The sequence below is a fragment of the Actinomadura scrupuli genome (assembly GCF_050971785.1).
GTDB lineage: Bacteria > Actinomycetota > Actinomycetes > Streptosporangiales > Streptosporangiaceae > Actinomadura_E > Actinomadura_E scrupuli.
In genome coordinates this window covers 170726-190623 of sequence record NZ_JBPCCU010000009.1, presented here as the reverse complement: position 1 = coordinate 190623, position 19898 = coordinate 170726, and the positions used below count along the sequence as shown (strand labels likewise).

Annotated in this window: 20 protein-coding genes; 11 read left to right on the top strand and 9 right to left on the bottom strand. The window is 72.5% G+C overall.

Going from position 1 to position 19898, the window contains the following annotated elements; genetic code table 11:
* Window positions 1-212: 212 nt before the first annotated feature.
* Complete coding sequence (locus ACRYCC_RS33415) at window positions 213-584, top strand: hypothetical protein (RefSeq protein WP_433817783.1); 372 nt, start codon at window positions 213-215, stop codon at window positions 582-584.
* A 170-nt stretch (window positions 585-754) separates the two neighbouring features.
* Complete coding sequence (locus ACRYCC_RS33410) at window positions 755-1156, top strand: STAS domain-containing protein (protein ID WP_433817782.1); 402 nt, start codon at window positions 755-757, stop codon at window positions 1154-1156.
* A gap of 63 nt (window positions 1157-1219) precedes the next feature.
* Here the strand turns inward: ACRYCC_RS33410 and ACRYCC_RS33405 are convergent, their stop codons facing one another.
* Together ACRYCC_RS33405 and ACRYCC_RS33400 are read right to left on the bottom strand one after the other, a co-directional pair.
* Window positions 1220-1834, bottom strand: coding sequence for a hypothetical protein (locus ACRYCC_RS33405; protein WP_433817781.1), 615 nt, complete (start codon window positions 1832-1834; stop codon window positions 1220-1222).
* A 110-nt stretch (window positions 1835-1944) separates the two neighbouring features.
* Window positions 1945-2184 carry a hypothetical protein gene (locus ACRYCC_RS33400; RefSeq protein WP_433817780.1) on the bottom strand — a complete coding sequence of 80 codons (240 nt, stop codon included), beginning with the start codon at window positions 2182-2184 and terminating at the stop codon, window positions 1945-1947.
* 150 nt (window positions 2185-2334) lie between these two features.
* On the opposite strand from ACRYCC_RS33400, the gene ACRYCC_RS33395 reads away from it, so the two are divergent.
* Both ACRYCC_RS33395 and ACRYCC_RS33390 read left to right on the top strand, forming a co-directional pair.
* Window positions 2335-3057 (top strand): hypothetical protein, encoded by a 723-nt coding sequence (locus tag ACRYCC_RS33395; RefSeq protein ID WP_433817778.1) that lies wholly within the window; start codon window positions 2335-2337, stop codon window positions 3055-3057.
* On the top strand, window positions 3054-4178 hold the full coding sequence (locus ACRYCC_RS33390) for an XRE family transcriptional regulator (protein ID WP_433817777.1): 1125 nt from the start codon (window positions 3054-3056) through the stop codon (window positions 4176-4178). Before ACRYCC_RS33395 ends, ACRYCC_RS33390 begins: the two co-directional genes overlap by 4 nt.
* Window positions 4179-4227: 49 nt before the next feature.
* On the opposite strand, the gene ACRYCC_RS33385 is transcribed toward ACRYCC_RS33390, so the two are convergent.
* Complete coding sequence (locus tag ACRYCC_RS33385; RefSeq protein WP_433818001.1) at window positions 4228-5856, bottom strand: MFS transporter; 1629 nt, start codon at window positions 5854-5856, stop codon at window positions 4228-4230.
* Window positions 5857-6085: 229 nt separating this feature from the next.
* On the opposite strand from ACRYCC_RS33385, the gene ACRYCC_RS33380 reads away from it, so the two are divergent.
* Together ACRYCC_RS33380 and ACRYCC_RS33375 are read left to right on the top strand one after the other, a co-directional pair.
* A complete protein-coding gene (locus ACRYCC_RS33380) occupies window positions 6086-6439 on the top strand; it encodes a YciI family protein (protein ID WP_433818000.1) in 354 nt (117 codons plus the stop codon).
* Window positions 6440-6570: 131 nt separating this feature from the next.
* A complete protein-coding gene (locus tag ACRYCC_RS33375) occupies window positions 6571-7059 on the top strand; it encodes a cupin domain-containing protein (protein ID WP_433817775.1) in 489 nt (162 codons plus the stop codon).
* A 76-nt stretch (window positions 7060-7135) separates the two neighbouring features.
* Here ACRYCC_RS33375 and ACRYCC_RS33370 read toward each other — a convergent pair whose 3' ends face one another.
* Window positions 7136-8626 carry a hypothetical protein gene (locus ACRYCC_RS33370; RefSeq protein ID WP_433817774.1) on the bottom strand — a complete coding sequence of 497 codons (1491 nt, stop codon included), beginning with the start codon at window positions 8624-8626 and terminating at the stop codon, window positions 7136-7138.
* A 152-nt stretch (window positions 8627-8778) separates the two neighbouring features.
* Between ACRYCC_RS33370 and ACRYCC_RS33365 the strand changes: the two genes are divergently transcribed.
* Entirely contained in the window at window positions 8779-9546 is a 768-nt protein-coding gene (locus ACRYCC_RS33365; protein WP_433817772.1) for an HAD-IIA family hydrolase, read from the top strand.
* 18 nt (window positions 9547-9564) lie between these two features.
* Here the strand turns inward: ACRYCC_RS33365 and ACRYCC_RS33360 are convergent, their stop codons facing one another.
* Both ACRYCC_RS33360 and ACRYCC_RS33355 read right to left on the bottom strand, forming a co-directional pair.
* Window positions 9565-10314 carry a 3-keto-5-aminohexanoate cleavage protein gene (locus ACRYCC_RS33360; RefSeq protein ID WP_433817771.1) on the bottom strand — a complete coding sequence of 250 codons (750 nt, stop codon included), beginning with the start codon at window positions 10312-10314 and terminating at the stop codon, window positions 9565-9567.
* A gap of 99 nt (window positions 10315-10413) precedes the next feature.
* Window positions 10414-11313 (bottom strand): YbgA family protein, encoded by a 900-nt coding sequence (locus ACRYCC_RS33355; RefSeq protein WP_433817769.1) that lies wholly within the window; start codon window positions 11311-11313, stop codon window positions 10414-10416.
* 244 nt (window positions 11314-11557) lie between these two features.
* On the opposite strand from ACRYCC_RS33355, the gene ACRYCC_RS33350 reads away from it, so the two are divergent.
* Together ACRYCC_RS33350 and ACRYCC_RS33345 are read left to right on the top strand one after the other, a co-directional pair.
* Window positions 11558-11839, top strand: a complete 282-nt coding sequence (locus tag ACRYCC_RS33350) for a hypothetical protein (RefSeq protein WP_433817768.1) — start codon at window positions 11558-11560, stop codon at window positions 11837-11839.
* A gap of 144 nt (window positions 11840-11983) precedes the next feature.
* The gene (locus ACRYCC_RS33345) at window positions 11984-12421 is read left to right on the top strand and encodes a VOC family protein (protein WP_433817766.1); all 438 of its coding nucleotides are present in this window, start codon (window positions 11984-11986) and stop codon (window positions 12419-12421) included.
* Window positions 12422-12450: 29 nt separating this feature from the next.
* Here the strand turns inward: ACRYCC_RS33345 and ACRYCC_RS33340 are convergent, their stop codons facing one another.
* The 3 genes from ACRYCC_RS33340 to ACRYCC_RS33330 form a co-directional block, all read right to left on the bottom strand.
* The gene (locus ACRYCC_RS33340) at window positions 12451-13203 is read right to left on the bottom strand and encodes an alpha/beta hydrolase (RefSeq protein WP_433817764.1); all 753 of its coding nucleotides are present in this window, start codon (window positions 13201-13203) and stop codon (window positions 12451-12453) included.
* A 105-nt stretch (window positions 13204-13308) separates the two neighbouring features.
* Window positions 13309-14853: a serine/threonine-protein kinase gene (locus tag ACRYCC_RS33335; protein WP_433817763.1), complete on the bottom strand. Its 1545-nt coding sequence runs from the start codon at window positions 14851-14853 to the stop codon at window positions 13309-13311.
* A gap of 69 nt (window positions 14854-14922) precedes the next feature.
* Window positions 14923-16848, bottom strand: a complete 1926-nt coding sequence (locus ACRYCC_RS33330) for an N-6 DNA methylase (RefSeq protein WP_433817762.1) — start codon at window positions 16846-16848, stop codon at window positions 14923-14925.
* 214 nt (window positions 16849-17062) lie between these two features.
* Here ACRYCC_RS33330 and ACRYCC_RS33325 point away from each other — a divergent pair, with 214 nt between their 5' ends.
* Window positions 17063-17782, top strand: coding sequence for a hypothetical protein (locus tag ACRYCC_RS33325; RefSeq protein WP_433817760.1), 720 nt, complete (start codon window positions 17063-17065; stop codon window positions 17780-17782).
* A gap of 96 nt (window positions 17783-17878) precedes the next feature.
* Window positions 17879-19711 (top strand): sigma-70 family RNA polymerase sigma factor, encoded by a 1833-nt coding sequence (locus ACRYCC_RS33320; protein WP_433817759.1) that lies wholly within the window; start codon window positions 17879-17881, stop codon window positions 19709-19711.
* Window positions 19712-19898: the final 187 nt, after the last annotated feature.

Below are 19898 nucleotides of genomic sequence, written 5' to 3'. Positions count from 1 at the left end.
GTGGCGCCAGAGTGGCCGCCGACAAGAGCCCCATCGACGTCCCCCCGTCGCTGTTCTCCTCCGCCTGGGAGTTGAAGAACCTACCCCGGCCAGATGACCTTGACACCGGCGGTGAAACCTTGATCTGCCTGTTCTGAGCTGCGGTGACTTCGGATAGTGACCGCCCTTTTGCGGGTAAGGACAGGGAATCCGCACAGCTGGAGGCGATAGACATGGTCAGAACCGACCAAGCATCCGACGTGGCCAGGACGAGGCGATCGCCGTCCCGCCCGGCCCAGCGCGCCGCACCCCCCGAACGGGTGCAGGAGGCCCGGCCGCACGAGGGGGTCACCCTGACGATCCCGCAGCCGATCGTCGACATCACCATGGCGCCCTTCGCGATCGTGGGCCGTGTCCTGCCCGCCCGGAAGGGGCTGCCGCTGTACGCCGGTCTCGGCGTGCTCGCCATCGCCCAGGTCCTCGAATGGCCGGTGGCGGTCGGCATCGGTGTCGGCTACGCGGCCATCCGCCGGTGGGGCCCGCAGGGCGAGCTGGCCGCCCGGGCGCATGAGACCGAGCACGGCGGGCGGTCGCGCCGGCGATGACGCGGCACACGACGCGGCACATGCCGCGGGACACGACCGGGAGATAGCCGGGGAGGGGCGGAGCCCGGCTGCGAGCGGGCCTTGCGGATCCGGCCCGGCGGACATGCCGCCCGGCCCGTGGCGGCGAGCAGCGGCCCGTTTATTTCGCGAGTGACGGGCACACCTGTCAGATGAACAGGCTCCATCTGAACATCCGACGGCGCGACGAGTCGGCCGTGATCAGTGTGGCAGGTGAGATCGACATCGCGTCCGCCGGTCAGCTCGACGACTGCATCCGCAAGGCTCGCTCGCAGTACAGCCCTCATCTCATCATCGATCTGATGGAGGTCGGCTTCATGGGCTCCACCGGCCTGCGGGTGCTGGCCGACGCCTCCACCGACCTGGAGGACCACGGCGGCAGCGTGGTGATCGCCCGGCCCAGCGACCCGGTCGACCGCCTGCTGAAGATCAGCGGATTGCGACACGATCTCGCCGTGTACCGCACCGTCGAATCGGCGCTGCACGACAGGCCGCCGGGCATCCGCTCACCACGGATCCGCCGCTGGAGGGACCCCTCCGCCTGCGTCGAGTGAGCCGGTCCTGGGGCGAGCCGGTCCTGGGTGGGCCGGGTGGTGACTGGTCGGGTGCGAGTGCTGTCATGCGGCGTCGGGGGGTTCGGCGACGCCGGAGACCCTCCGCTCGTGGCGCAGCCGCCGGACGAGCCGGCCCATGATCCGGGCGCGCTCCTGACGGCGGAACTCCACTCGGCCGGCGATCCACAGGCAGAACGCCGCCATCGGCAGCTCCGCGAAGATCGCCAGCAACAGCGCCGTCCGGAACTCGCTCGCGTTCGACGAGGTCATCACGTCGAACCACGCGTCGACCACCAGGAGCGTGCCGGTCATCGCCGCGGTGAGCTCGATGTGCTCGCGGCCGCGCCACGCCAGCCATCCGGTGCGCAGGAGCACGGCGCACAGCAGCAGGTCGAACCCGACCCACGAGGTGCCGTAGTCCGCCGCCTCGTGCCGGTCGGGCAGGAAGACGGCCAGGCCGGCGACCCAGGGCAGCATCACGATGCCGGTGGCGATGATGACGCAGCCGATCCAGCGCGGCACCACCCGCGACTGGAGGGCGATCTGCCCTTCCAGGACTTCGGTGTGCGAGGACTCCGGTGTCTCCACCAGCCGCGCGGGGCCATGGGCCCGGCCGGCCGGCTCCGCCTCGGACGTGCGGCCGGGGTCTCCGCCTGGGGGGTGCGCACCGTCGATCACGCCTCCTTAGTGCCTCTCCCCGGCGGCTCTAAACACGCCTCCCGACACGCCTCCGGACACGCCTCCCGACACTGCTTCGGACACTTTTTCGGACACGCCTCCGGACCGGGTCAGCTCTGGAACAACGACCGGCAGAGCCAGACCCCGACCATCAGCAGCACCGCGACGACGAAGGCCGCGCCGGCCATCGCGATGATCCCCTTGGCCAGTTCCACGGCACGGTTGGGCGGGTGGACCGGGAAGCGGTCGCCGACCCGCCGGCCGTAGGAGCGCCGGCGATCGTCCGCGCCGGGGGTCATCGTCGGAGGATGGGCGTGGTGACCGGCCGGGTTGGCCTCCTGCGGTGTCATGATGCTGTCCTACGACACGGTGGCGGGCTGAGCCGGGCTCCCCCGCGGCGTCTTGAACAACGATCACCCTGCGGCTGGGTGATCCTCGATGATCGAGGACGCGACTTCATTTTCACGCGCCGAATGCTCCCGTGGGCTAGAGTTCCGTGCGTGGCGGAGCGGCAGGAGATCTGGGAAGCACTTCTCGAGTCCGGCTTTCTGCACGCGCTGAGCGAGGCGCACGAGGCGACGACCAGGATCGTGTTCGGCGCGCTGAGCCGGTCGGCGGGGTTCAAGGAGCGCTCGTTCGGCTACACCTCCTTCGACGTCCTGGAGTCCCAGCTCGACCGCGTCTTCGAGCTGGGCCCGTTCGCGCCGGCACCGGCCGGGCGGGAGTCCGGCTCCGCCGCCCTGCCGGGGGTCGCGCGGGACAACCTCAACGGCTCGGCGGGCTGGCGGTACGGGCCGTACCGCATCCTGCTCAAGCGGCACGACTTCGGCGCGGTGGACACGATCCGCTGGGACCAGCTGAGCTCCACCAAGCAGGCGGTCGCCAAGCAGGAGTACGGCGAGGACCCGCAGCTCTCACTCGACCTGGGCATCGAGCGGGACGACCCCTTCGCGGACGTCCAGGCGCCGCTCACCCTGGTGCTGGCGCACAGTGCGACCGAGGCGCCGCTGGAGATGGAGCTGTTCCTCGGCCGGCCGAGGTTCAACGCCGACGGGGGGTCGGCCTGGTGGTGGCGGCTGCCGCTCACGCCCGACACCCTGGGCCCTGATCCCCGCCGCGGCCTCGCCGAGCCGACGGTCCCGCTGTGGGGCGACGACGAGGACGACGTGGCCCTCCGGCCGCGGGCGCGGGGCCGGGACACCGACGCTGAAACGGCGAAGTGAACGATCCGGGCGATGGGCAACGAGCACGGCAGACCGGCGGGCGGGTCGCCGAGGCCCGGCTGCTGTTCGACTGCGAGCGGCTGACCCTGGCCCGCCGGCTGCGCGGGCTCCGCAAGAACCAGCTCGCCGACAGTGTGGGGACCACGCCCACCGCGATCGGGCAGTACGAAGCCGGTGTGCACCGGCCGTCGGAGCGCACGCTGGTCCGGCTGGCGCTGTGCCTCGGCGTGCCGGTCGAGTTCTTCCAGGCCGGTCACGGCTCCGCGGTGCTGGACACCGCCCATGCCCACTTCCGGTCGCTGCGCTCCACCACTCAGGTCGAGCGGGACCAGGCGCTCGCCTACGGGCGGATCGCCGCCGACGTGGTCGCCGCGCTCGAGGACCTGGTGGAGTTCCCCGAGGTCACGCTGCCGGAATGGCCGGTCGTACCGGACGAGATCGCCGGACCTGGCCCGGTGCGCGCCGCCCTGCTCGCCCGCGAGGCCATGGTGGCCGCGCCGGGCCCGGTCCCGCACCTGGTGCGGCTGCTGGAGACGCACGGGGTCGTGGTGATCGTGCTACCGCCGTCCACCGAGCGCGTGGACGCGTTCAGCGTGAGCGCGCATCCGCGCCCCATGGTCATGTTCAACCCCGCCAAGGGCGACTACTGGCGCAATCGTTTCGACGGCGCGCACGAGCTCGGCCACCTGGTCATGCACGCCGACGCCGAACCCGGCAGCAAGATCGTGGAGGATCAGGCCAACCGGTTCGCCGCCGAGTTCCTCATGCCCGAGTCGGATATCGCGGACAGCCTTCCGCGCACCGCCGACTGGGCCCGCCTCGCCGCGCTCAAGTCCACGTGGGGGGTCAGCATGGCGGCCCTGCTCTACCGCGCCCGCACTCTCAAGATCATGAAAGAGGTCACCTACCGCAACGCGATGGGGACCATGAGCGCGCGGGGCTGGCGCCGCCACGAACCCGGGGCGCCCCGCCCGCTCGAGAACCCCACCATGCTCACCAGGGCCGTCGAGCTGTCCTGCGACTCCGGGACCGGCCGCGACCGGCTGGCCGGCAGAGCGCGCGTCACCCGCGCCGACCTCGACCTGCTGATCCCCGGCCGATCCCGCCCCTCGCTGCACTGAGCCGTCCGGCCGGTGCCCGCGTGGGCGGAGGCGGGCACCGGAGCCCGGCTCAGACGGCCGCCTCCACGGCCTCGGCGCCGGCCGTCTCCGCCGGTGCGGTATCGGCGGCGTCTCCGGCGGGGTCCGGCCGCGTCTCCCCGAGGGGCCGTACGTGCCGGAGCAGGACGACGGCGACGACGGCGACGACGGCGAGGAGAGCGGCGCTGATCGCGGCCGTCGCCTGCATCCCGCTGGTGAAGGCCTGCCGGGCGGGGGCGAGCAGCGCCGCGCCGAGGTCGCCGGGCAGGCCGTCGGCCGCGGCGACGGCGCCGGCGAGCGTGTCGCGGGCGCTCTCGGCCGCCTGCGCCGGGACCCCGGCGGGCACCGCATCGGTGATCTCGTTGCGGTAGACGGCGGTACCGAGGCTGCCCAGGGCGGCGATGCCGAGCGCGAACCCGAACTCGCCGCTGGTCTCGTTCATCGCCGCGGCCGATCCGGCCTTCTCCGGGGGGACGGATCCGACGACCAGATCGGTGCTGAGGGTCACCATGGGCCCGCCGCCGAGGTTGATGACGGCGAAACCCACCACCACGGCCGCGAGCCCGGTGACCGCACCGGCCTGGCTGATCAGCAGGAGCCCGACCACCGAGATCGACAGGCCCGCTCCGATGAGCCGGGCGGGACGGAACCGGCGGGCCAGCACCGGGGCCGCCAGGACGCTGATGATCGAGCAGACCACCGCGGGGAGCATCCACAGGCCCGCACGCAGCGGCGACAGGCCCTGCACGAGCTGGAGGTACTGCGTGATGAACAGCATGATCGCCCCCATCAGCAGGGTGCCGAGCATCATGGTGCCCAGCGCGGTGCTGAAGGCCCGGTTGGTGAACAGCTTCAGGTCCAGCAGCGGGTCGGTCAGCCGGCGCTGCCGGTGCGCGAACGCCACCCCGAAGGCGACGCCGGTCACGGCGGCCACGACGGGCAACGGCTGCCAGCCGCCCCGGGCCAGTTCCTTGAGCCCGTAGATGACCGGCAGGATCGCGGCGAGGGACAGCAGGACGCTGGCCAGGTCCAGGCGTCCGGCCTGGGCGTCACGGTATTCGGGCAGCAGCACCGGGCCGAGCACGAGCAGCAGCACCATGGCCGGTACGCCCAGCAGGAACACCGAGCCCCACCAGAACTCGTCCAGCATCACCCCGCCGACCAGCGGGCCGATGGCTGCGCCGGACATGAAGCACACCATCCATACGCTGATGGCCAGCGCCCGCTGCCGGGGATCGCGGAACATGTTGGTGATCAGGGCCAGCGTCGAGGGCGCCAGCGTCGCTCCGGCGATGCCGAGCAGCGCCCGGGCCCCGATGAGCATCTCCGGGCTGGTGGAGTAGGCGGCCGCCACCGAGGCGATACCGAAGGCCGCGGCTCCGGCCAGCAGCAGCCTGCGCCGGCCGATCCGGTCGCCGAGCGTGCCCATCGTGACCAGGAAGCCGGCGATCATGAACCCGTAGATGTCCATGATCCAGAGCTGTTGGGTGCTGTTCGCGCCCAGGTCGGTGCTCAGATGCGGCAAGGCCAGGAGCATCACGAAGACGTCAATGGAGATCAGCAAGGTGGGCAGCGCCAGCACGGCCAGCCCGACCCATTCCCGGTGCCCGGCCCGAGGCCCGGACCCGGACGCAGTGTGCTCTGCGATGTTCTGTGCCATGTTCTCTGCCACGAGGTTTCCTTCTGGTTCGTGAGTGTCGCGGCGCCCTCTGGCGGGCGCCTCTCACGGGTACGTCGGTGCGGGCCGACCCGTCTCGACATCCCTTCCGCGCCGGTCGGGTAGCTTCGGACGACGGACCGTGTCGAGACCGCGGCGCCGGCTCCGACGTCTCTGGCGAACGGTGCCCGTACGGGGCGTCCGGACCACGAGGAGTGGACACGTGAAGTACATGCTGTTGATCTATAACAACCCTGCGACCTACGAGGGCTGGTCCGATGCCGAGCGCGCGGAGCTCTTCGCCGAGGTCGACGACATCATGAAGGAGCTCACCGACTCCGGTGAGCTGGTCGGCGGCGAGGCGCTGGCCGACGCGTCCAGCTCCAGGACGGTACGGGTCCGGGACGGCGTCGTGGAGACCACGGACGGGCCGTACGCGGAGGCCAAGGAGCAACTGGCCGGCTACCTCACGGTGGACTGCGAGAGCCCGGAGCGCGCGGCCGAGATCGCCGCACGCTGGCCGGACGCCCGGTACTTCGCCATGGAGGTGCGCCCGGTCATCCACACCTCCGATCCGGAGAAGTGACGACCCCTTCCTGTGCCGGAGACCTGCCGCACCGGACACCACGCCGGTGCGGCAGGTCCCCGGCGTGCCGTCCGATGCCGGTGCACCTCGGCCGGTTACCGTGACCGTCCGACCGACCGAAAGGTGCCTTCATGACCTATCCGGAACCGCGCTACCTGGGCGACAAGGGCGAGCTCAGCGCCACGTACCGCACCGGCGATCACGAGCCCGAGCTGACCTACCGGTCGGGCACCGTGGTGCACTACCTGGCCACCGGCGCCTCCACGAACGGCCGGTTCGGCCTCTACCGGTGGGACATGGGCGAGAGGCCGAGCGGCCCGGACGCGCACTTCCACAAGACCATCTCCGAATCGTTCTTCATCCTCTCCGGGTCGGTCCGCATCTACGACGGCACCCGCTGGATCGACACCGCTCCCGGCGACTTCGTGCACGTCCCGGAGGGCGGGATCCACGGCTTCCGCAACGAGTCGGGGGAGCCGGCCTCGATGCTGCTGCACTTCGCGCCGGGCGCCCCCCGCGAGGGCTACTTCGAGGGACTCGCGGAGTTCGCCGTGTCAGGGCGGCCCAGCGACGAGGAACTGGCCGAGTTCTACCTCCGCCACGACACGTACTGGCTGTAAGGCGTGCCGGCTGTGAGATCCGCCGGCTGTGAGATCCGCCGGCTGTGAGATCCGCCGGCCGTGAGACCCGCCGCCGCTACTGACGGCTGACCGCGCGGGTCACGCCCGCCACGATCGTCGTGGCGAGGATCCAGCCTGCGGCGATGAATCCGTACGACAGCCACTGGTAGGCGCCCTTGGGGTTGAACGCCTTCGCCTGGCCGAAGTCCACGATGGGCAGCAACAGGTTGAGGGTGTAGATGAACGGGTTGAAATCCGGCCCCTTGCCGCGCTCGGCCGGCGGCGGATGGTGCAGTGCGAACGCCACGGTGCCGATGGCCAGCAGCACCAGCAGCCAGGCCGCGGCGCGCACCGGCCGGTAGCCGTAGCCGACCGTGACGTCCTGGGCCACGCCCCAGATCCTGGCGTACCACGGTTGCAGGCGGCGATGGCGGCGCTGCCTGGCCAGCTGGACGGTACGGCTCGCGGCGTCGTCGCCGACGCGCCGGTATGCCGCCGCGAGCTGTTCGTAGGCGTGGGGCACGTAGCCCTCCTCGTCGCGCTCCAGCAGGGCGAGACGCTCGCGAGCGGGCAGCCGGGGGGAGAGCGCACCGTAGGTGAGGCCGTCGAGCCTGACCACCTCGGGCCAGACCTCGGGGGTGGCGTGCATGAGGTCGAACTGCGACCGCCGGAGGTTCACGGTGCCCTCGATGGGGGCGGCCCGTCTGAGCCACAGCTCGCCGATGGTGCAGCTAGTGGCCCGCAGCGCCACGCCGCCCGGGTTGGACAGCCCGGCCTCGGTCAGGTCCAGCTGTCCGGTGATCTTCGCTCCCCGCATCTCCACCTGGCCGCGGGCCTGCAGCCCGCGCCCGCGCAGGCCCGCACCGGCCACGAGGTTCTCCGCGTCCAGCGCCACGTCGCCGGCGTGACGCAGGACGGCGTCCTCCAGGTTCACCGCACCGGCGACCTGGGCCCCGCTCAGCCTGACCATGCCCTCCGCCCGGAGCCCCGGCGCCCACAGGTCGTCGTCGATGCGGGCCTGGTTCAGCTGCAGCACCCGGCCCTGCCCGGCGCCGAGGTGGGCGCCGTCGAGGAACAGCGCCCCGGTGATCCGGGCTCCGCCGAGCCGTACCTCGCCGCGAACACGGCAGCCGGTCATGCGCAGGACCCCCTCGACCCGAAGCGTCGCGGCCCGCAGCCCCGGCAGGAAGCTGCCGGAAAGGTTCAGCTGACGCGTCTGCGCTCCGTACACGTTGGGGGTGCGCTCGAAGTGGCACCCCATCAGGCGCACCGGGTGCGCGACGGTTCCGTACTGCAGGTTGAGCACGCCGCGGATCCGGGCGCCGGAGACCCGCAGCGCCGGCACCTCGGTCCCGGCCGCGGGGCTGCTCAGCAGCAGCGCCCGCAGGACCTCGGCCCGCACGGTCCGCTCGGGACCCCATCCCTCCGCCTGCGCCGGGTCGTCCGGTGCGGGCTCGCCGGGCGGATCGTCCTGCGCCTCGCCGTCCTTCCGGAAGTCGACCTCCGCGCCGGTCGGGAACGCCTGCCAGACACGACGTTCCGCGGGCGTCAGATCGTTGGGATCCATCGGGGGACACTGTCGCGCGCCGCGTCCCGGTGTCAACCGGCGCGTTCCGGGCCGGCGCCGGACACCCTCAGGACACTCCAGAGAGGCCTCAGGGTGCCTGCGGACGCGGGAGGATCGTGGATCGGTACCCCGCCTTCCGGTAGCTTCCCGGCATGGACGCGGTTCTCATCGACATCGACGGCGTGCTGACCGTGTCATGGCGGCCGCTGCCCGGCGCGGTCGAGGCGGTGTCCCGGCTGCGCGAGGCAGGCCTGGGGCTCGCGCTGCTGACCAACACCAGCTCGCGGACGCGGGCCTCGATCGCCGCGACGCTGGCGGAGGCGGGCTTCCCGATCGGCGTCGACGACGTGTTCACCGCGCCGGCCCTGGCCGCCGACTACATCGCCGAGCGTTATCCGGGTGCCCGGTGCCTGCTGCTCAACAGCGGTGACATCAGCGCTGACCTGGCGGGCGTCGAGCTCGTCGAGGACGACCCGGACCTCGTTCTCCTCTGCGGCGCGGGGGTGGAGTTCGGCTACCGCGCGCTGGACGAGGTGTTCGGTCACCTGCAGAACGGCGCGCGGCTGCTCGCCCTGCACCGCAACCTCTACTGGCGCACCGACGAGGGACTGAAACTGGACACCGGTGCCTTCGTCGCCGGCCTGGAGCAGGCCGCCGGGGTCACGGCAGAGGTGATCGGCAAGCCCTCCGCCGCCTTCTTCGAGACCGCGCTCGCCGCCCTGCGCGCCGATCCGTCGGCGGCCCTGATGGTGGGCGACGACCTCGAGGCGGACGTGCTGGCGGCCCAGCGGGCCGGTCTCACCGGCGTCCTGGTCCGGACCGGCAAGTTCCTGCCCCGGACGCTGGAGGAGGCCGACGGCACCCCCGACCACGTCCTCGACTCCATCGCCGACGTGCCCTCGCTGCTGCGCCTGGGCTAGCGGAGCGCCGGGCCGACGTCATGGGCCCGGCCGCGCGCCGGGGCGGGAGAGGGCGAGCCGGACCAGCTCGGCGTTGCCGGCCACCGGGTCACCGGCCGGTCCGCGCAGGACGTCCTCCAGCCCGATGCGGGTGGGCAGCCCGAGCCGGATCGCCTCGTCGATCAGCGGCCAGGCGGCCGGTCCCTCGCCGTGCAGCAGGCGCGGTGCGGAGAGTCCCAGCTCGTCCAGGCGAGCGAGCACGCGCTCAGCGTCCGGCCACGCCTGCTCGGCGGGTGCGTCGATCACCTCGATCAGGATGCGCAGGAGCCGGTCGGCGACACCGGAGCCGGCGAGGGCTTCGGCGTCTCGTGCGGACCACACCCCCGCCTCGACGTCGATGCCGGCGTCCATCACCGCCAGCGCGAGGTCCCCGAAGCCCTCCTCGGAGACGTTGCAGGAGGCGAAGTCGGGGCGGGCCGGCTCGGGCAGCCGCGCCCAGCCACGGACGATCTCCTGGCGCGCCCGGACGTCGCCCTCGGTGATCCACAGTCCGGTCGAGACGCCGACCGGAAGGCCCGGAGCGGCGGCGCGGATCGCCTCGACGGCCGCGCCGATGTCGGCGGAACCCAGCGACTCCCGTCCCTCCGCGTCGCGGGGATGCACGTGGACGGCCCGCGCCCCCGCCTCCCGTACGGCCACGGCGTCCGCGGCGAGCCCGTCAGGGGTGATCGGCAGAGCGGGATGCGCACCGGCCGGCCTGTTTCCGTTGAGACACGCCTTCAACCACATCCGAGGTCCCCCTCCGCTCCCTGCCCCGCCACCGGGATCCTGTCACCGCGGTCCTGTCACCACGGTCATGTCACCGGGACGGTCCTGTCGGCCGCGGGTTCATCCTGCCTCCATCCGCTGGGACAGCCGGAGACCGGCGGGGAAGGGGGCCAGGTAGGTCTGTCCGGCGGCCCATGTCCGCCGGTCGCGGCCGGCGTGGCGGGCGAGCATGGTGAGCGGGATGCTGAGCGGCAGTGCGCCGCGCCGGTACGCCTCGATGGTGGCCAGGACGTCGCGTCGCCATGAGCCGTCCGGAGGGTCGTCGGCGTGCCCGAAGAGGCGCTGCAGCACGCTGGTGTGCCGGCCACGGGTGGCCGGGTCGGCCATGGCCGCGTTGAACAGATGCCGGTAGTCCTTCTCGACCTCGCGGGGCGGCAGCGCACCCGCCCGGGCGACCATCCGGCCGGCCTGGCGGTAGCGGACCGGGTCATGGGCGAGGAGCTGCAGTTTGTGGCGGGCGTGGAAGTCCACCAGGTCACGCGGCCGCCAGGGACCGGTGAACAGCTCCCGGAGGCGGGCCCGCGCGAAGACCCGCTCGGCGAAGGCCTCGCACGAAGCCGCCGTGTCGAGCCGCCCGTCCGGGGGCACGGGCAGCAGCGGGACCGCCTCGGCGAGCCGCTCGGCGAAGACCGCATGACCGAAAGGCGAGCCGTTGCCGGGAAAGGGAGAGACGGCTCGGATGCCGCCACCCGGTGAGGCGGCGGGCAAGGTGGCCAGTGAGGTGGCCAGTGAGGTGGCGGGTGAGGTGGCTTTCCACAGATATCCGTCGAGGTCGCGTGCCATCGGCTGTGTCGTCCAGTCGGTGCCGCGGCCCGGCAGGTTCTGATCGGCGAGCCGCGATATCTCCAGCAGCGTGCCGAGGCCGGTCTCCATCTCCACGCTGTAGGGCACCCATTCCACATATGGATCGAGCACGTCGGCGGGGAAGTAATAGCGGCCTTGCCCATCTTCGGCGCGCATCGCCTTATCGAGCAGACGGCGCGATACTCCGACCCGCGGTCTCATCGGCCCTCCCGCCGCCCTCGTGCGCTCCGGTCCCTCTGGCCGCGGGAAGATTACCATCCAAAACCTTCATATTCGGGGGAAAATCAGGGTGCGCGCATGGGTCACGACGAGCCGCTCCCGGGGTCTCCAGCGCGCTCATCCGGTGGCGAGCGGACAAGAGCCGCATAATTGTCGTACCTGCCGGGAATGATTCGGTTCTATGAGCAAAGACACTCAGTCGGCGCTGCGTTGCCCGCACTGCCGCACCGCGCTCGTGCTGGCCCCTGCGGCAGGGAACTCCGCAATTCTGACAATGCGCGAAGAGTCCTCCCCGCCACCCGTATGGGAGGTGCTCGCCGAATATGCCGGCCGCGCCGTCGATGCGCCCACCGCCCTGCGGGGGGCCGCCAAGGTGCGCGACAGCCTCACCCGGGCCCGCGCCGCCGCGGCCGAACGCCGGGCCGTCCAGCTCGCCGCCCAGCGGCGGGTTCGCTCCGCCTGAGACGTCCGGGGAAGTAACGATCGTCCAAGCCTTCCCGGGCCGTCACCGCAGCACAGCGTGCGGCCATGAGTGACCGTCAGGTCGCATACCGGTAAGTGCCGACTTCATCGGAATGTCGCAGTCCTGTGTCGCATACTCACGAACATGACTGCATTCGTCACCGGCGTCCGCCACCTCAAGGTCTGGGTGTCCGACCTCGCGAGCAGCCGGGAGTGGTACGAGAGGGTGTTCGGGCTGGAGCGGGTCATCAGCTTCGAGGACGCCGACGGCGTCGTCCGGGGCATGGCCTTCCGGGTGCCCCATGCTCCGTTCGAGCTGGCGTTGCGGGAGAACCCCGAGCTGGCCAAGGCCCTCTACGACACGGACCCGTTCGCGCTGGCGACGACCCGCGAGGGGCTCAACGGCTGGGCCGCCCACCTGGACGAGCTGGGAATCTGGCACAGCCCCATCGTGCAGGCCTCACGCGGATACGCCATGGGCTTCCGGGACCCCGACGGCATGCAGATCCGGCTCTACGCGGACGACGACGCCGTGGCCGAGCGGACCGGCGACCGGGCACGGGCCGTGGGCCGCGGCGAGTGACGGCCGGCGACCCGAAGGGCGCTGTGCGCTCAGGACAGCGACCGGGCCGCGGCCCAGTCGCCGATGCGCAGGATGAGCGAGGGGGTGGCGGCCACCTCCGCGTGCCCGAACGCCGGCTCGATCCACAGCTCACGAGGGTCCCGGGCCGCTCCGTACAGCTGTTCCGCGTGCTCGACGGGGAAGTAGCGGTCCGCGTCACCGTGCACGACCAGCAGTGGCACCGGCGAGATCCGTCCCACCACCTCGTACGGCGCCTCGGGCACCGGGTCCCAGCCCTGGGCGGCGATGCGGGTACGCCGCACCAGCCGGGTGATCAGCCGTCCGGACGGGCGTTCGATCGCCCAGTGCACCTGGCGCATCGGCGAGGTCCCGCGGTAGTACCACCGGGCCGGGGCGCTGACCGAGACGACCGCGTCGACCCCGCCGCGCAGGGCCGCGTGCCGTACGGCGACCGCGCCGCCCATCGAGAAGCCCACCACCGCCACCCGCCGGTAGCCCAGCCCCCGGGCGAACCGGACCGCCGCGTCGAGGTCGAGCACCTCGAGATCACCGACGGTCGAGAGGCCGCCCGAGCGCCCGTGACCCCGGAAGTCGAGCGTCAGCACGCCGCCGTACCGATGCAGCGCCCGGGCGATGCGGCGGTGCGCGGGCTGCCGCCACGAGCCGGTGAAACCGTGGGCGAGGACCATGCACAGCCCGTCCCCGGCCGACAGGTGACCGGCGGACAGGTGACCGGCCTCCAGGCGCACGCCGTCGGCGGCGAACAGGGTATGGCTCCGCATGTCCATACCCTCATCTTGCCCTGCTGGTCAGCGGCTGATCGCAGCCGCACCCGCCGCCACGCCGCCACGGCCCGACGCCGGTCCCCGGCGGCGCGCCCGGGAGGTCTACCCGAAGGGGCGGGTGCCGGGGGAGGGGACGGTGGTGACCGGGGGCGGGGCCTTCCAGCGTTCGTGGTCCCGGTGGTCCAGCAGGGGCAGGCGGACCGTCAGGTTCACCCAGAGGGCGTGCAGGAGTCCGGCCGGCCACGCCAGCAGGGCGATGACCATGCCGATATCGGTCTGGATCGGGCCCGTCTCCGACTCGGTCACCTCGGGGCCGCTGCCGATGAGCGCGAACGAGCCGACCGCGAGCACGAGGTAGACGGCCGCGGCGATCAGCCAGGAGAGCCTGCGGTGCCGGGCCGCGATGTAGCCGAACGACAACCACGTGCCCAGCCCGAACAGCAGGGTCGGCACGATCCACAGGCTGTGGACGAGTTTCCAGCCGGTGCTGCGCCGTACCTCCGGGTACCGGCCCGGCTGGGGGCCCGCGGCGGCACGGACCGTCGGGCCCGGGTCGCCCGGCGGGTACCGGCCGTCGTCTGCGGGCCCGCTCCACCCGTACCGGCCGTCGCCCCCGGGGCGGCCCGGCCCGTACCGGCTGTCGGTTCCGGCGGTCAGCTTGGGATCCGCCCAGGGCGGCGGCCACGGAGCGCCGGAGGAAACCGGGTCCCGCCGGGGCTCGCCGGCACCGGTGATCCGCACGAGGACGCGTGAGTAGAGGTGCAGGCCGTTCTGGTCGTCCGCGGCCGGGTCGAGGTCGCCGAGCGGGTCCAGCCGGGTCACGTGGGGCAGCAGCCGGTCGAAGGTCTCCCGGGCGTCGGCCGGGCGCCTGGCCGGGTCCTTCTCCAGCAACTGCCGGACCAGCGTGTCGAGTTCGTGCGGAACGTCCGCGCGGCGCAGCGGGGCGGGAACCTGTTCGAGGTGCTTGTGCATGAGCCCGGCGGGCGAGGTCGAATCGAAGATCGGCTCGCCGGCGAGCATCTCGTACAGCACGCAGCCCAGCGCGTAGAGGTCGGTACGCGGTGTGGCCGGGTGGCTGTGCAACTGCTCGGGCGCCATGTAGGCGGGCGTGCCGATGGTCTCCCCGGTCCGGGTGATCCGGGGAACGCCGGCCTGGTCGAGGACGGCCGCCACACCGAAATCGAGCACCTTGACTGTCCCGTCCCGGGTGAGCATGACGTTCTGCGGCTTGACGTCCCGGTGGACGAGCCGGCGCTCGTGCGCCGCGCTCAGCACCGCCGCCACCTGCGCCGCGATCCCGGCCGCCCAGGCCACCGGGAGCGGGCCCTGCTCGGCCATGAGGTCGCCGAGCGCGCAGCCGCCGACCATCTCCATGACGAGGAAGAGCCCGCCGTCGTAGGTGCCCGCGTCGTACACGGCGGGAACCCCGGGATGCCGCAGCCCGGCCGTGACGGCGGCCTCACGCGCGAATCTGCGCGCCAGGTCGTGCGGCTCGGCGCGTCCGGCGAGCACCTCGTTGGTCAGCAGCTTCACCGCGACCCGGCGTTCGAGCCGCCGGTCCGTTCCCTCCCAGACCTGGCCCATGCCGCCCCGGCCCAGCGGGCTTATCAGCTCGTAGCGACCGGCCAGCACCGTGTGCTGCCCCACGTTCTCTCTCCTCGCCCTCTGCTGGCCGAGCGAGACCATCTGGTCCGATGTGCACACCTTACGGCCGAGTCAGCGATCGACGGGAGGGGGACTTTGTCCGCCTTCCGCAGCGAGTGTCCCCTCGGCGACCCCGTCGGCCATGAGCTGGGCCAGCTCCGCGCCCAGCACCGCCGTGGACCGTAGCGCCGACTCGAACTCCGCCATGTGCCGGAACGCGTCTCCGTACCGGCGCTGCTCGGCCAGCGGCAACCGGGGCACCTGTGCGCGCCGGATGTCGGCCCGGCTGGTGCCCCCGGTGGACTGGACGGTCGACGAGCGTACGTTGGCGGAACTGCGCAGCACGCCCGCCAGGAAGTACGGGTCGAGCCGCTCCGGGTCGACCCGGATCAGCGAGAGCTGGGGACCGAGCAGCGCACCGTCGCTCTCCACCACCCGGGCCGCGAAGCGCCGTGCGGCCACGGCGACGACGATGTCCCCGGCCCGCGTGGTGATCCAGCGGGCATCGTCCGGGGGCACCCGGCCCGAGGGCGGACGGCCCTCGATGACGTCCTCGGCGGTGAGCAAGGGCTCCCCGCCGCCGTCCTGGGTGTCCCCGCGCAGCGGAGCCTGGTGGATGGTGAGATAGCCGATCCGGTCGAGTTCGGAGACCGGAACGGTGCGCGGGTCGGCCCGGTCCGCGGCCGGCCAGACCGCCGGCACGAGGCCGCCGAGCCTGCCGAGCGTCGCCGCCAGCCGGTCGTGGGTCTCCCCGAACCGCTCGGCCGTCCGCTCCGGCCTGGCGGCGGACAGATGACGGGCGGGGGTGAGGTCGACCTCCTCGTCGAGGAGATCGATGACGGGTACGGCCCGGCTCACTCCCGGCTCGTCGTGGTCGGGATCGCCCGCGTACGCCCGCCAGGCGGTGACGACCGTCCCCGGATCAGCGCTGTCGACCATGAGGGCGGTCGCGGGGGTGCCGCCGCCGGGACGTCGCAGCAACCACAGATGGTGGGTCGCGGACAGCGCTATGACGGCACGGAGCGCGCTTCTGCGCAGCAATTGGGCCCGGATCCGGCGGCCGGACCTGCGACCGGCCGCGACGGCGGGCATCAGGATCACCGCCAGCCCTTCCGGCGCCAGGTGGGCCAGGGCGTGCTGGACCCATGCGAGCTCCGGCTCCAGCCGCGGCGGCAGCCCGTACTCCCAGCGCGGGTCCGCGGTCAGCTCCTCGTGGCCCCAGGCGCGTTCGTGAAAGGGCGGGTCGCACAGCACCGCGTCGGCCAGGGCTCCGGGAAAGGCGTCGCGGCGCAGTGAGTCACCCGCCCGGATGGTCGCCTCGGCGCCGTGCAGGGCCAGCCGGGTCGCGGCCAGCCGGGTGACCTCGCCGGCGGCGTCCTGTCCGAGCAGCCGGCGCGGCTCGGCGCCGTTCACCGGGGCGGCCCCATGGTCCGCGTCCCCGTCCAGGGCGGCGAGCAGCAGCTCGCCGGTGCCGCAGGCGGGGTCGAGGATGGTACGGGCCTCGCCCGCCAGCGCCGCCATCAGGCTCGCGATCTCCGCCGGGGTGGTGGCCGCGCGGCGGCCCTGGGTCTCGCGGTAGCGGCCGAACAGGAACTCGAAGGCCTCGGCGGCCCCCCGCTCGGCGGCCAGCTCGGTGACCACCTCGGCCGCCTCGCCGCTCATCGGCGCGTCGGCCCGGGGCGTCCGGGCCGTTTCCGGGGCCTGCCGTCGCAGCAGCAGATCTCCCGCGTCCCCGAGCACCTCGGCCAGCCGGAGGTCGTCGGCCGCCTCGGCCCGGAGCCTTTGCCAAGCGCGTTCCTCCAAGGGCAGGTGATGAAGCTTTCCCTGGTGGCGCAGCCATGCTTCGATCTCAGTGAGGGCGAACACGGGGCTGATGGGAGTGCCGCCCACGGGCTGCGGGAAGTCGGGGTGCCGGCGGCGCCAGTTGCTCACCGCCGCCCGGCCGACCCCGGCCAGCCGGGCGATGTCCGCCGCGCTCACTGTCGCTTCGTCCTGCACGGTCCGTCCTTCCCGGCGTGAGGTCGCGCCGGGTCTCACCCGGACCCGTCGGCCCCGCCGATGACGGGAACGTTACCCCTGCGGCGGCGTACGGTCGAACACAAGGTTGGTAGTTGTTTATTGAATTCACATGTGCTTGGCTTGGTGAGTACCAAAACATGTGCATGCTCTCGTGGGTGCAGTGCACAGCAGCCGACTCTGTGGAGATCCTCAAATGAACGCTTCCGCCGACCACCGCCTCCGGACGGGCGCCGCCCTCGGCATGGCGGGCCTGATGCTCCTGGCCGCCACCGCCTGCCAGGACAAGTCCACCGCTCCCAGCTCGGCCGGCGCCGGGGCGCCGGCCAAGGCGAAGGTGCTCTCGGGCACCAAGCTCAACTCCCTGCTCCTGCCCGCGAGCGCCATGCCGAAGGGTTTCCGGCTCAACGCCGACGGGGTGCGCAACACCGGCGACAGCGTCTCGCCCCCCTCCAGCAGCCCCGTGCCGCAGGGGAAGGTCTGCGGGATGCTCATGGAGACGTCATGGATCCGGGCCGCGGGCATCGAGGGCGCGACCTTCGCGCAGAACGACTACGGGGACCCCGGCCAGACCAGCCAGATCGCCCAGGAGATCGACACCTATCACGGCGACGACGCGCAGAAGACGATGGCGGCGCTGCGGAAGGCCTTCGCCGGCTGCAAGACCTTCACCGAGAAGACCAACGGCATGACGGCCAAGGTCAAGCTCGTCGGGTCGGCGGTGCAGGGCACGGGTGACGAGGGCATCAAGGCCGTCGCGACCTCTCCGGTGTGGGAGGGCGGTCTGACGCTGGCTGCCGTCAGGGTGGGCAACGTCGTCATCACGACCCTCTACAGCTCCAGCCACAAGGACAAGGGGGCGGCGGCGGTGACGATGGCCGAGGCCATCGCGAAGAAGGTCCAGTCCGCCCGCTGAGTCGCCGAAGTACGGGAAAAAGTGTTGTCCGGCGGCCTGCTGCGGAGTCTCCCGTGTGTGACAGAGTCCAGGTTCGTGGTGGCATCCCCTCGTCCCGTGCCCGGTCCGCAGACCGTACGCGCGGCCCAGCGCGGTGACCGGCAGGCCCTCGAGGACCTCGTGTCGGGCTGCCTGCCGCTGCTCTACAACATCATCGGCAGAGCCCTCAACGGCCATCCGGACGTGGACGACGTCGTCCAGGAGACGATGCTGCGGGTACTGCGCGGGATCTCCGGGCTGAAGCAGCCGGTCTCCTTCCGGTCCTGGCTGGTCGCCGTCGCGATCCACCAGGTCCGTGACCACCACCGGTCGCGGCAGCGCTCGCAGACCCGCCAGACCACCCTCGAGGACATCGCCGACGTCCCCGATCCGCGTGCCGACTTCGCCGAGCTGACGACCCTGCGCCTCGGGCTCTCCCACCAGCGCAAGGAGATCGCCGAGGCGACCCGCTGGCTCGACCCCGATGACCGTGAGCTGCTCGCGCTGTGGTGGCTGGAGGAGGGCGGCGAGCTCCAGCGGGCGGATCTGGTGGCCGCGCTGGAGCTGCCGGCCCGGCATGTCGCGGTGCGCGTGCAGCGGATGAAGGAGCAGCTCGACCTGGGCCGCGCGGTGGTGCGCGTCCTGCACCGGCCGGGGGACTGCGCGGACCTGACGGCGCTGCGGGCCGACTGGGACGGGCGGCCGGCACCGCTGTGGCGCAAACGGTTCGCCCGGCACATCCGCGACTGCGCCGGCTGTTCGGCTCGCTCGTCGGACCTGATCCCGGCGGAGCGGCTGCTGGCGGGGCTCCCGCTGCTGCCGGTCCCGCCGTCGCTCGCGCACGCCGGCCTGCCCTCCGGCCTGCCCGGCGGCCACGGACCGGGTGTCCTCCGGGCCCGGCATGCCGCCAGGCTCCCGCACGTCCCGGCGAAGGCGCTCATCTCCGTACCGCTCGCCGCCGGCGCCGTCGCCGGCCTGGTGGGCCTGGCCGTGCTCGGCCATGGCGGGGAGGGCCGGCCCGCGGCGGTGACCGGACCGGCGGCGGTGACCGCCTCGGCCGGACCGGTCACCGGCTCCGCACCCCCGGCCCGGCCTGCGGAGCGCCCGGTGCCGGCGCCCTCACCGCAGGTCAAGAAGGCGAACAGGCCGGTCGTGCGCAGCGCCGGCTCGTGCCTGAAGGGGGTCGCCACCTGGACGTTCAGCGGGTCCGGGCGGGCGCTGGCGGCCTCGGGCGCCTGCTGGTACTACGACTGGGCGGCCGGCAGGTCGGGGATCACCGGCCCGCGCGGCGTCGAGTTCGTGCCGATGATCTGGGGCCCTCGCTCGGTCACCGCCGCGACGCTCGCCGAGGCGAAGTCGCAGGGGCACACCCTGCTCGGTTTCAACGAGCCCGACATGGCCGCCCAGTCCAACATGACGCCGGGCCAGGCGCTCGCCCTGTGGCCCAGGCTGATGGCGACCGGGATGCGGCTGGGCAGCCCGGCGGTGGCGACGAACGGTGCCACCGCGGGCGGCTGGCTCGACCAGTTCATGCGGGGCGCCGCCGCCCGGCACCACCGGGTCGACTTCATCACGCTGCACTGGTACGGCTCGGACTTCCGCACGCCCGCCGCGGTCGCCCAGCTACGCGCCTATCTGCAGGCGGTCCACGCGCGCTACCACAAGCCCATCTGGCTCACCGAGTACGCGCTGATCCGCTTCGGCAGCGTCACGCAGTACCCGTCGCAGCCACAGCAGGCGGCCTTCCTGCGGTCCTCGGCGGCCATGCTCGCCGCCCTGCCCTACCTGGAACGCTACGCGTGGTTCGGGCTGCCGGCCACGAAGGGTAGCGGAACCGGCCTGTTCACCGGCGCGGGCACTCCCACGCAGCTCGGCTCGGCGTTCAGAGCCCTGCCCGCGACCGCACGCTGACCCCCGGTGGGGCCGTCAGAACCCCCACATATCCGTATAAATCTCTGCTTGTCCTGCCATGCTGTGACGTTTGTGATCGTGTTGGCGCTTGTACCTAGTGGATTCGACCACGATTACCGAGCGTGCGCGAGCGGCAACGGCGCGATCTTGTGAGCGGGAGGAAACTGGTGGCCGGTTGGCCGGGCAT